Below are 12,527 nucleotides of genomic sequence, written 5' to 3' on the forward strand. Positions count from 1 at the left end.
ATAAATTATGTTAAGTTCAACTAAAAGTGGGTGAATGTATTGAGTATAATTTTATATGTAGTTACATGTATGTATATTATAGTTAATCCTCTAATATCAAATGAGATCAAATTCAAACACGTAAGTTTTGGTGATTACATATTATTTTTGATATTTGTGATTTATTTCTTGAATGTTATATTGAATAAGGATTCTAGAAACAGATTTATAAATGGTATAAGAGATTTTTTTACAGATTATCTTACATTGTCTATATCAGGGCTTTTTTTAATTATGTTAATTTCAGTTACTTATGCGGCTGAAAAAGGAATGGCACTTCAAGAAACATTTAGATTTTTTACTTATGCAGCATTGTTTTTTATAATAAAGTACGAGTTTGCTGAAACTAAACTTATAAAGGGATTTTTAGGATCATATATAGTATGTACGATTATAATGAGTGTATTCGGAATTGTTCAGTATTTTACTAAATTTGAACTTAACAAGAATTTTGTAAAGACCGACGGATTTTTAGGACGACCTAAAGTTACCGTTTCTTTAGATAATGCAAATAATTTTGGTGCATTTCTAGTACTTGCAATATTTCCTATAATTATGCTTATGATATATGTAAAAGGTATTAAGAAAAAAGCATTTTATTTATTGCTTTCGTTAGCTTTGGCAATGAATATAGTATTTTGTTATTCACGTAATGCAATGCTTGGATTTGTTATTGGACTTGTAGTTCTGGCAATAATTTACAGCTTGAAGCTTATAGTCCCAATTGGTGGTTTGGGAATTTTAATGTTCTTGATACCGCAAATTGGTTCTAGAATTATGGATATAGGAAATAGTTCTGAGAATTTCACGAGACTTAAATTGTGGAAAACAGCTTGGTATATGATAAAAGATCATCCAATAAGAGGAGTTGGAAATGGAAACTTTGTAAGTTTATATGATAGCTATGTTGCAAAGTACCATGAATTATATATATATTATGACTATAAAAGATTTCCGTGTCATAATTCATACTTAAAAATACAAAGTGAGCTTGGAATTTTTGGCACAATCTTCTTTATATCAATTTTAATAAATGCATTGATTAGAATTAAAAAGTTAACTGATTCACTTGAAGATAAATTTTTAAAGTACTTTTACACAGGTTTTTTTGCTTCGGTTATAGCATTTCTGGTCATGAATTTATCTGACAACTTGTTTTTTGTTCCTAAGACTACATCCTTTTTCTGGATGCTGCTTGCTATGGGTGAAGCCCTAAGGAGGTGTCAGAAATCAGAGTTCTACAGATAATATCTGGAAATGATATAGGTGGAGGAGCTAATCATGTATTAAATTTGATTAATTACTCATTGCCTAGATTCATTTGTATTTTAGGAGTAATTGGAGATGGACCGCTTTATGATAAAGCGAAAGACATGCACATTGATGTGGTAAAATTTCCTAAGGGACTATTAAAATGTAAAAATCAAATATTAGAATATGTATTGGAAAATAATATAGACTTAATAGATTTTCACGGAGCAAAAGCTTTTTTGCTTCACTATTTTTTAAAAAAATACTTAAACGTAGTATCTGTGGCTACAATACACAGCAATTATAAGCAGGATTTCTTAAATAGTAAATTTAAGTTTATATTTTTTACCTATCTTAGTATTATAGGGCTTAAGAGTTTTGACTATTATGTATGTGTTTCAAAATATATCAAAGATTTAATGACTAAAGATGGATTTAAAGGACAAAAATTTATAGTTTCCAATGGAATAAATTTTAATTCTGTAAAAGTTAATGAGAATAATAGTAAAATTAGAAAGAAACTTAATATAGGTGAGGATGATTTTGTTTTTGCGAATGTTGCTAGAATGCATCCAGTCAAGAATCAATTAAATTTAATTAAAGCATTTTCTGAGCTTGAGAAAGAGGTAAAAAATATAAGACTTATTATAGTTGGTGATGGACCTTTAGAACAGGAATTAAAGAGTAAGGTAAGTGAACTTGATTTAGAAGATAAGATTATATTTACCGGGTTTAAGGAAAATGCTGCAGACTATGTTAATGCATCAAATGTGAGTATTTTAAACTCTTTGAGTGAAGGCGGTTTACCTCCTTTAGTTATACTAGAGAGTGCAGCGGTTAAAGTACCGGTTATAGTGTCTAAAGTTGGTGATCTGGATCATGTCGTAAATGAAAAAACTGGATTTGTTATAGAAAATAATGATATTTATGGAACTTATAAGAGTATGAAAGATGCTTTCATAAGTAGAGATAAATTGGTAGGTATGGGAAACAGTTTTTATGATTTTTGCATGAGCAACTATTCTACGGATAAGTTTTGCAGTGATTATTATAATGTGTATAAAAAGATACTTACATATAATCGGAGTGTAAATTATGACAAATAAAAAATTTTTAAAGAGTTCACTTGTAGTTATGATATTTATAATTTTTGGAAAATTATTTGCACTTGTGAGAGATTCCCTAATAGCTGCTAAATTCGGAGCGACGTATATTACAGATGTATATAATTTTGGGCTTGGCATCGTGTATTTACTTACTACGATAAGTTATGGACTAACAACAACTTTTATACCAATACATACTGATCATATGCAAACACTAAACAAAAAAAAATCAAATAGTTTTGTAAATAATGTTATAAATTTATCCTCTATTTATACAATATTGATAACAGTGGTATTAATAATTTTTGCTAAGGATATAATATACTTATTTGGGCATGGATTTGAGAAGGATCCCAAAGTTTTTGAAGTAGCATTAAGGGTAACTAGAATAATGCTTATATCACTTATATTTGTAAGTTTACAAAGTGTTATAACTGGTGTACTTCAATGTCATAAGGAATTCTATGAACCGGCTGCAATGTCGGCAGTTTCTAATGTAGTATATATAATATACCTTGTATTTATGGCCTCAAAATTTGGAATTATTGGTTTTGCAGTTGCGACCGTTATAGGTTTCTTTATGCAATTTTTAATAAACGTGCCTAAATATAGGAAACTTGGATACAGATATAAACCTACCATAGATTTTAAAGATAAAGAAATAGATAAAATGTTTAAACTAATGATTCCTGTTATAATAAGTACTTCGGTAATACAGCTTAATTTATTTGTAAACAGGTCATTTGCAACAAATATATTTTTCGGCGCAGTAACTGTACTAGACTGTTCTAATAAAATAAATACACTTGCATATGAAGTATTTGCAATAGGAATATCAATGATAGTATATCCATCATTATCTGAAATGGCGGTTAAAAATGACAGTATTGGATATAGAAAAGAACTTGAGAAATCTTTAATTGCTATAATGCTTATAATGATACCTGCTTCTTTTGCAATAGTATTTTTAAGGGATCAATTTATAACAATTATATTTAAAAGGGGGGCTTTTACGAATGAAGCGGCTAAACTTACATCGAGTGCTCTTTTATTCTATGCACCATCTATGGTCGCATATGGATTAAGAGATATTTTAAATAAGGCATTTTATTCGATAAAAGATACGAAAACTCCTATGGTAAATAGTTTTGTTGGTATAGGAATAAATGTTATCATAAATATATTTATCGTAAAGTATATGAAAGTATCAGGACTTGCTTTAGCTACAAGTATTTCAGTAATAGTAACAACTATATTAATGCTTGTGGATCTAAATAGAAAGCTAAATGGTATTAATTTAAAAAAAGTGTGTATTGATTTTTTGAAAATATTAATTGCATCTATTATAATGGGATTGGTGATACTTACTATAAACAAGTTAGTTTTAAGTTTCTTAAGTATGGGAGTTAAATCTAGCGTAGTTTGTGTATTAATATCGTTTGTTTTTGGAAGCTTAATATACGCTGTATGTATTTATATATTTAAAGTAGATGAATTCTTTGAATTAATTGATAATTTTAAACATAGATCAGCAAATTAAATATTAACTTAGATCAAATATTGCCATAATAATTTTATCTGCTAATGAAAAATGGCATAGTGTTATTAATAGAATTTGTTTTGTAGGACAACAATCGGCAAACTTCAAGGGGGAGGAGTCTGAGTTTTATTATGAATGTAAAAATAGAAAGTGTTATGCAAATTAAACTGGTTTTCATAATAGTTATAGTTACTATGATTTTTGGGATTAATATGGTATTAGTAAATAATAGAGTATATGCTGATTCGCCGAAAACTTTATATGTTTCTCCATCAGGAAATGATAAAAATAATGGAAGTAAAAATAGTCCGTTTAAAACAATTCAAGCTGGATTAGATGCATTAAATCCAGGAGATACTCTTCTAATAAGAGGAGGAGTGTACAAAGAGACTACAGATATATTTAATAGACAGGGATCACAAGACGCATGGTTTACTGTGGAAAACTATCCAGGGGAATCTGTAACTATGGAGGGTGATTACAGATTAAACTGGGGAGGGAAAATAGCACCAGATGCCATTACTTTTAGGAATAGTTCATATTGGAAAGTACAAGGAATAAAAATGGCTGAATATACAGGTGCTGGAATCTATTTGACTGATAAATCTAATCATGTGGAGATGAGTAATTTAACGATATGCGATTTAGATTATCCAGTTTATAGACCTTATGGTACATCAGGTATAGATGGTGAAAATTCTAATGATTGTACGGTTAAAAATTGCAGTATATACAGTATAGGATTAAAAGTAAATAAACCAAAGGATCATGGCATATACATTGGGTATCAAGCTAATAATTGGATATTTGATGGTAATGATATTCATGATAATGCTGGAGCAGCTATTCAATTATATGGAGCTCCTAATGGAGGCAGCAATTGCAAAATAACTAATAATCGCCTTTATGATAATCATGCTTATGGGCTTGCAATAGGCTCTAATGCACAAAATAATTATATATACAATAATGTATTTTATGGAAATAATTGGTGTGATGTATTTATGTTAGAGTCATCTACAAAAAATTATTTTAAAGGTAATTTATTTTTAACCGGTTACAGTAATTACAATGTTCAGCTAACTGATGAAGGGTCAGTAGATAATTCTTTTGATTATAATACATATTATAAAATCAATGGTGTTGTGGTTAATAGATATGATCAGATGTTGAATTTTAATCAGTGGAGATCATATGGAGAAGAAGATTCGGGAGAATTATTACAAAATTATGATGAAGCTCAAGAGAAAATTGCCAGTTGGAAACCTGCAGAAGTTAAGAATTATACTAGTAGGAGACTTAGTGGAATAGATAGATTTCAAACTGCGGAAGCTATTGCAGAAGAGTTTAACAGCTCCAAGATTGATAGTGTGGTTATAACTTCCGGGTACAGTTTTAATAATGCATTAAGTGGAAGTGTTCTTGCAAAAAAATTAGATGCACCTATACTTCTTTCTGGAAAAACTTATACTGAAAATCAGTCGGCAGTGCAATATATAAATAGACATATGAATACCAGTGGAAAAATATATATACTTGGGGATGAAGGAAATATAAATGAGAATATAATTACTGGTTTGAAAAATTTGGGATATAATAATATAGAGATACTGCAGGATGGTGAAAAGTATGGAGCAGTTAAATCTATAAATGATAAAATTAATGCTTCTAAGGGAACACCAATTGTCGTACTTTCAGGAAATGATTTTCCTGACGGACTTAGTATTTCAGCTGTAGCCGCAGCAAAAGGATATCCTGTAATATATTCTGATTTATATGATATACCAAGTGAATCTAAAGAAACTATAAAAAAGATTAATCCATCTCAAATTTATATAATAGGTGGAAATGGGGTTGTTTCTGATTATGCTAAGGATAATATAAAAATTTTGACTGGATTATCTGATGATAAAATTGTGAGAATAGGCGGGAGCGATAGATATGAGACCTCCATTAATGTTGCAAAATATTTTAAAATGGATGGTGATATTATTACTCTAGCATCAGGTAAAGATTTTCCAGATGCTCTTGCGGGAAGTGTATTATCTGCAAAACTAAATGCACCTTTAATACTTTTAGGAGATAATAATAAGATTCAAAAGGATTTTGTCGATACAGGAAAATTTACTACACAGATAATATATGGAGGAACTGCATCCATAAGTGAGTATATTGCCGGGAGCATGGCTAAATAATAGGATGATTTTAAAGATTGTGTTTAATAATTGAAAAATTTTCATCAATCTTGTAAGATTTATGTATGTTCAATATTTGTTTGTAAGAATACTTTGGGAGGATGTAAATGAAGGCTGAAGATATAAAAATAAATATTGCGGATGATATAGAGAGTAAAAAGTTTCAGTTTGCAATTAAAAGATGTATGGATTTTATTTTGTCTTTGATAGGAATTGTAATACTATCACCACTATTATTGATTTTGTCGATATGGATTAAATTAGATTCAAAAGGTCCTATTATATTTAAACAGATTAGAGTTGGCAAAAATGAAAAAGAGTTTACAATATACAAATTTAGAACTATGATTGTGGATGCCGAGAAAAAGAGAGAACTTGATATTAAACCAGGTGATCTGAGTAATTTTGTATTTCAGAGTAAAAGTGATAATAGAGTGACTAAAGCTGGCGCTTTTTTGAGGAAAACAAGTTTAGATGAAATACCTCAATTATTTAATGTATTATTTGGTACTATGAGTCTTGTTGGGCCAAGGCCTGAGATTCCAGAGGTTGTTAAGTATTATCCTGAAGCTTATAGACAGAGGTTACTTGTTACTCAGGGTATAACTGGATTAGCTCAAGTAAGTGGAAGAGGAGAGATAGAACTTGGAAAGACGGTTTATTATGATCTCTCTTATATAAAGAAGTTTTCGATATTAATGGATATAAAAATATTATTTCGAACGGTATTTTCAGTTGCTAAAAAAGAAGGAGCTTTTTGATATGTTTAGCAAAATATTAAAATTTGAAGTGTTTAATGGAACTAAGTATCAATTGCTCAATTATATAAAAGGATTTGAAAAAGTAAATATAGTATCCGGAAATCCAGAAGTATTATACAATGGATTAAAAGATAAAGATATGTTCCAAAGTTTTACATCTAAAAATTCAGTAATTATACCAGATGGTGTTGGAACTTTGATTGCTTCAAGAATAGTTAAAAATCCTGTAAATGAGAAAATAGCTGGAATAGATGTTATGGAGGAAATAATAAATATATGTAAAAACAATAATTATGGTATATATTTAATTGGAGCTAAAGAAGATGTATTAAGAAGTTGTATATATAATCTTAAGCTTAAATACCCAGGTATAAATATATCTGGAAGCCATAATGGATATTTTGACTTAAATAATTGTGAGAAAATTTTAGAAGATATAAAAAAAGTAAAACCATACGCACTATTTATTGCGATGGGTTCACCAAGGCAGGACAGATTTATAATTAAAAATATGGAAGAACTTCCTTGTAAGGTGTTTATGGGTGTAGGAGGAAGCTTTGATGTTTTTTCTGGAAAATTAAAAAGAGCTCCAAAGTGGATGATAAATTTTGGCCTTGAATGGCTTTATAGAGTTATAAAAGAACCTTGGCGTATAAAGAGACTTATAGTAATACCAAGATTTCTAATTAAAGTTGCAGTGGATTACAAAAGCAGGATATCTAGTTTTTAACTACTTATCCTGCTTTATAGCAATTTGAATTGATATTTATTATTTCAGAGTATATTGTTTAGGAGAGTTAAATATGATTGAAAAATTTGAGGATAGTGTACTTAAGTTATATAATATAATTTTACAGCCATTAGATATTATATATAAAAAAATAGCAATTCAAAATTGTAGAAAAATCTTTGGGATGTCTGAGAATGAAAGTTTCGGACAAGAATATTATAAAGTGAAACATTATACCAGGGCGACAGGAGCTATATATACTCCTCCTAAGCTTGCTGAGTATATTGTAAATAATACTATAAATGAAGAGGATGTAGTGAAAAATCCTTATTTAAAAATTTTAGATCCTGCATGTGGAACCGGGAATATAATTATTCCAGGTATAAAACGCTTAAAGTCTATTTTTGAAAAAAATTTAGACCTTATAAATTCTAATAATAATTTGGATATAGACTTTAATTTAGTAGTAAAACACATCTTAGATAATAATATATATGGTTTCGATATAGACAAAATTGCATTAAAGATTTTACAAATAGATATATTCGAAATGTATGGATATGTGAATTTTAATAAATTTATCACGACTGATTTTTTACTAACAAAACTAAATTGTAAATATGATATCATAGTAGGAAATCCACCATATATAGGTCACAAGTCTATAGATAAAGCATATGCACGTATTTTAAAGAATATTTATAGTAATGTATACAGTGATAAGGGAGACATATCATATTGCTTTTTTTCTAAATCAATTGATAATTTAAAATTTGATGGAAAATTGACGTTTATCACATTAAGATATTTTATGGAATCTCAAAGCGGTGAAAATCTTCGTGGTTTGATTGGAAATTATACATATATTTATAAAATAGTAGATTTTTACGGTATACGTCCATTTAAGGGAATAGGAATAGATCCAGTAATAATATTTCTTAGAAATAGAAAGCTTGAAAATTATAATGCAGAAGTTATTAGGCCAATCGAAACGAAGTATAAAGGAACAAAATTATTTCTTGATAGTCTTTTTTTAAATAAACTTAATAAAGTCAGGAAATTTTATGTTGGAAACTTGTATATAAAAAACAATAAATGGAATTTAGTAGATGAAAATGAGAGGAAGATTTTAGATAAAATATTTGAAAAGACACATTATACTTTAGATGATATATGCACAAGTTATCAAGGAATAATCACAGGATGTGACAGAGCTTTTGTTGTGGATAAAGATACTGTACTTAACGAAAGTTTGGAAACAAATATAATAAAACCCTGGATAAAGAGTAGTTTTATAAAAAAGAATGAAATTATTAAAGAAGACAAGTTTTTAATATATTCAGATCTTATAGATGATGAGAAAAGGTATCCAAATATAATTAATCATATTTATAAATATAAATGTAAGCTTTTAGATAGAAGAGAATGTAAAAATGGAATAAGAAAATGGTTTGAACTTCAATGGGGAAGAAGTCCGGATCTCTTTGAAGGTAAGAAAATAATATTTCCGTATAAGAGCAGTAATAACAGGTTTTCAATAGATATCGGAAGCTATTTTAGTGCTGATGTATATGCGCTTTGTATAAAAGAAGAATTTAAAATTAGTTACGAGTATATTTCAGAGCTACTCAACAGCAGGATATATGAGTTTTATTTTAAAACCATTGCTAAAAAACTTGGAGAAGATTTATTTGAATATTATCCCAATAAATTAATGAAATTAAAAATACCTCTAATAGGTGATTGTAAAAGAATTGATGATGATATTTTAGATAAGTATTTTAACATTACAGCATCAGAAAAACAGATTATAGATATGAAAAATATATAGGGTTTGTAACTGAAAGCTTAACTTATGCTCCGGCCGGGATTTCTAAAATTTTTTACGTGGCGTACTTTGAAAATCCCGGCCGGAGCATAAGTTAAGCTTAGAATTACAAACCCTATAGTTTTTATGCTTATTCTAATATATCCTCTATAAATTTAGGGAGTACAAAACAAGCCTTATGAAGTTGTTTTGTATAGTATTTTGTGTCAATATCAATTGTATTTGATAAGTCAGCTGTTTCCGGATTATATTTTTTTGAGCCAATTGTGAAACTCCAGAACCCGCTTGGATATGTAGGAATTCCAGCCATAAATAATTTAGTTATAGGAAATACAGCCTTTGCGTCATCATACACACGTTTTACTGTATCTGGTAAATAAAAAGGTGTTTCAGTTTGAGCTATAAATATGCCGTCTTGTGTTAGACATTCAGATATTTCCTTATAAAAACTTCCACCAAACAATCCTTCAGCTGCACCGAATGGATCTGTAGAATCAACTATTATAACATCAAATTCATTTTTATGTTCATGTACATATTTTATACCGTCACCAATGAAAATTTCACATTTTGGATCACTTAATCCACAGCTTATTTCTGGTAAAAACTTTTTACATTCCTTAATAACATCTTCATCAATTTCACATAATACAACTTTTTCAACGGAAGGATGTTTAAGAATTTCTCTTACTGTACCACCATCTCCACCACCAACTACAAGAACTTTCTTAGGATTTTTATGTGTAAAAAGGGGAATGTGAGTTATCATTTCGTGATATACATACTCATCTTTAATTGTAGTTTGAACGATTCCGTCTAATGTAAGCATTCTACCTAATGCATATGTATCAACGATACATAAATCTTGATATTTAGTTTTTTTCCTTACCAGAGTTTCTTTCACTTTATAGGTCATAACAGCATCTTCTATTTGACCTTCTCTAAGCCACATATCCATAATAATATACCTCCAAACCTAATGTTTATTTATGCATGCAAATAATATTATAACAATGTTTTAAATAAATTTCTATAGGCTTTATGGATGAAATCTTGGCTTAGGTTCCTCATCATAAAAACTTTTAATAAATTTAAATTCTATATTTTTAAACATAAAATTATAAATTATGTGAATTATGAATAATATGTATATAAATATTATAAATGGCAAAAATAAATTATAGAATTGTTTTAAAGAAAAAAGAGGAAAAATATTACAGATATAGAATATAATCATTAGGATATTTTAATTACAATTTTGAAGGGGGGTTAAAGTGTCTGACTCGGACTATGCAGTTTTATGCATATGCTGTAAATGATATTTAAATTATTTACAGTCATATTATATGAAAGCTATAATATGGTAAATTAAAGTTAAAGAAGAGAAACTTTAACGCTAGAATTTTATGATTTTAGTAGAGTTTAGATAAAATGTATTTAAAATTTGAAGAATCAAATGATAAGCTTATTGTACATATGATTGGGGAACTTGATCATCATAGTGCTGAGGAAGTAAGAAATAAAATAGATGACAAGTTAAATCAAGACAAAATTATTAAGTTAATATTGGATTTTAAAAATGTAAGTTTTATGGATAGTTCGGGTATAGGAGTTGTAATAGGCAGATATAAAAAGCTTAAGATGAAGAGGGGAAACATATGCATAAGCAGAGCAACTGATTCGATAAAGAGGGTATTTGAGTTATCTGGTATGTTTAAGATAATTAGCCTTTATGACACTATAGAAGAAGCGGTTCAGAGTATTTAATTCGGGGGGAGTTATAAATGTACAATAATATGATGAAAATAGAGTTTCTAAGTAAATCAGAAAATGAAAGTTTTGCTAGAGTTGCGGTGGCAGCTTTTGTATCTCAACTCGATCCTACTATAGAAGAGCTTACAGATGTAAAAACTGCTGTATCGGAAGCAGTGACAAATTCTATAATACATGGATATCAAAACAGGGAGGAAATAATAAAAATAGAGGCTGTAATAGAAGAAAAAGAACTTATTATTACAATTTGTGATGACGGTATAGGAATAGAAAATATAGAACTTGCAAGACAGCCTTTATATACATCAAGACCTGATTTAGAAAGATCAGGAATGGGTTTTACAGTAATGGAAACATTTATGGATAAATTAGAAGTTTATTCTGAAAAAAATAAAGGGACAAGAATTGTGATGAAGAAAAAATTTAAATCGTTAAGTTAGGTGAATTGATATGGGTGAGGAAGCAGTTAAAAAAATAGATTATAACTATGAGAATAATGTTCGGCTTATAAGAAGTGCCCAAAACGGAGACAAAGATGATCTAAATAGATTAGTCAAATTAAACTTGCCTCTTGTATCAGCTATCAGTAAAAAATTTTTAAATAGAGGATATGAATATGAGGATATATTTCAAATTGGATGCATTGGACTTGTAAAAGCAATAAATAATTTTGATGAGAAGTACAATGTAAAGTTTTCTACTTATGCAGTACCTATGATACTTGGGGAGATAAGGAGATTTTTAAGGGATGACGGAATAATAAAGGTTAGCAGAAGTGTGAAAAATACTGCTAAAAAGTTGCATTATGATAAAGAGAGTCTAACAAAGGAATTGAATAGAGAACCAACGATTGATGAATTAGCTAAGTATTCTGGTGTTAACAGAGAAGAAATAGTTTTTGCTATGGAATCCGCGAACAGTTTGCAGTATTTGTATGATACTATACATCAAGATGATGGATCACCAGTATTACTTATTGATAAATTAAGTCAGAATCATGAAGAAGATACAAAAATGGTAGATAGGATAGCATTGAAAGAGGCATTGAAGAGTTTAGATGTAAAATCAAGGCAGATTATAATGCTAAGATATTTTAAAGATAAGACTCAGGTTCAGGTAGCAAAAATGCTTGGAATAAGTCAAGTACAAGTGTCTAGAATTGAAAAAAGAGTTTTGAAAGTAATGAAAAAAAGTTTGACTGGATAAAAATATCTCAAAATAGAATTAATTCTATTTTGAGATATTTTTTTTATGTTCTTATTTTTGTTTAAAATTTCTTATATAACATAAAATAAGATATAAAA

Annotated in this window: 11 protein-coding genes; 10 read left to right on the top strand and 1 reads right to left on the bottom strand. The window is 28.6% G+C overall.

The window, feature by feature from the left end; genetic code table 11:
• Positions 1 to 30: 30 nt before the first annotated feature.
• From D4Z93_RS04435 to D4Z93_RS04465, 7 genes are all read left to right on the top strand, one after another.
• Positions 31 to 1,287 (top strand): O-antigen ligase family protein, encoded by a 1,257-nt coding sequence (locus D4Z93_RS04435; protein WP_119970737.1) that lies wholly within the window; start codon positions 31 to 33, stop codon positions 1,285 to 1,287.
• Complete coding sequence (locus tag D4Z93_RS04440) at positions 1,260 to 2,396, top strand: glycosyltransferase (protein ID WP_119970739.1); 1,137 nt, start codon at positions 1,260 to 1,262, stop codon at positions 2,394 to 2,396. Before D4Z93_RS04435 ends, D4Z93_RS04440 begins: the two co-directional genes overlap by 28 nt.
• Positions 2,386 to 3,936: a murein biosynthesis integral membrane protein MurJ gene (gene murJ / locus D4Z93_RS04445; RefSeq protein WP_119970741.1), complete on the top strand. Its 1,551-nt coding sequence runs from the start codon at positions 2,386 to 2,388 to the stop codon at positions 3,934 to 3,936. The genes D4Z93_RS04440 and murJ overlap by 11 nt, the downstream gene beginning before the upstream one ends.
• A 131-nt stretch (positions 3,937 to 4,067) precedes the next feature.
• Positions 4,068 to 6,131, top strand: a complete 2,064-nt coding sequence (locus D4Z93_RS04450; RefSeq protein ID WP_119970743.1) for a cell wall-binding repeat-containing protein — start codon at positions 4,068 to 4,070, stop codon at positions 6,129 to 6,131.
• Positions 6,132 to 6,238: 107 nt separating this feature from the next.
• The gene (locus tag D4Z93_RS04455) at positions 6,239 to 6,892 is read left to right on the top strand and encodes a sugar transferase (RefSeq protein WP_119970744.1); all 654 of its coding nucleotides are present in this window, start codon (positions 6,239 to 6,241) and stop codon (positions 6,890 to 6,892) included.
• Between the two features lies 1 nt (position 6,893).
• On the top strand, positions 6,894 to 7,622 hold the full coding sequence (locus D4Z93_RS04460; protein ID WP_119970746.1) for a WecB/TagA/CpsF family glycosyltransferase: 729 nt from the start codon (positions 6,894 to 6,896) through the stop codon (positions 7,620 to 7,622).
• Positions 7,623 to 7,695: 73 nt separating this feature from the next.
• Complete coding sequence (locus D4Z93_RS04465; RefSeq protein ID WP_243105979.1) at positions 7,696 to 9,453, top strand: Eco57I restriction-modification methylase domain-containing protein; 1,758 nt, start codon at positions 7,696 to 7,698, stop codon at positions 9,451 to 9,453.
• Positions 9,454 to 9,580: 127 nt separating this feature from the next.
• Here the strand turns inward: D4Z93_RS04465 and speE are convergent, their stop codons facing one another.
• A complete protein-coding gene (speE, locus tag D4Z93_RS04470) occupies positions 9,581 to 10,408 on the bottom strand; it encodes a polyamine aminopropyltransferase (RefSeq protein WP_119970748.1) in 828 nt (275 codons plus the stop codon).
• A 473-nt stretch (positions 10,409 to 10,881) separates the two neighbouring features.
• On the opposite strand from speE, the gene spoIIAA reads away from it, so the two are divergent.
• From spoIIAA to sigF, 3 genes are read left to right on the top strand one after another with little or no spacing between them, the layout of a single operon-like run.
• The gene (spoIIAA, locus tag D4Z93_RS04475) at positions 10,882 to 11,217 is read left to right on the top strand and encodes an anti-sigma F factor antagonist (protein ID WP_119970750.1); all 336 of its coding nucleotides are present in this window, start codon (positions 10,882 to 10,884) and stop codon (positions 11,215 to 11,217) included.
• 17 nt (positions 11,218 to 11,234) lie between these two features.
• Positions 11,235 to 11,663: an anti-sigma F factor gene (spoIIAB, locus tag D4Z93_RS04480; protein ID WP_119970752.1), complete on the top strand. Its 429-nt coding sequence runs from the start codon at positions 11,235 to 11,237 to the stop codon at positions 11,661 to 11,663.
• A 10-nt stretch (positions 11,664 to 11,673) separates the two neighbouring features.
• Positions 11,674 to 12,429: an RNA polymerase sporulation sigma factor SigF gene (gene sigF / locus D4Z93_RS04485; RefSeq protein WP_119970754.1), complete on the top strand. Its 756-nt coding sequence runs from the start codon at positions 11,674 to 11,676 to the stop codon at positions 12,427 to 12,429.
• The last annotated feature ends 98 nt before the right edge of the window (positions 12,430 to 12,527 follow it).

It is taken from the genome of Clostridium fermenticellae, assembly GCF_003600355.1.
Lineage (GTDB): Bacteria > Bacillota > Clostridia > Clostridiales > Clostridiaceae > Clostridium_AV > Clostridium_AV fermenticellae.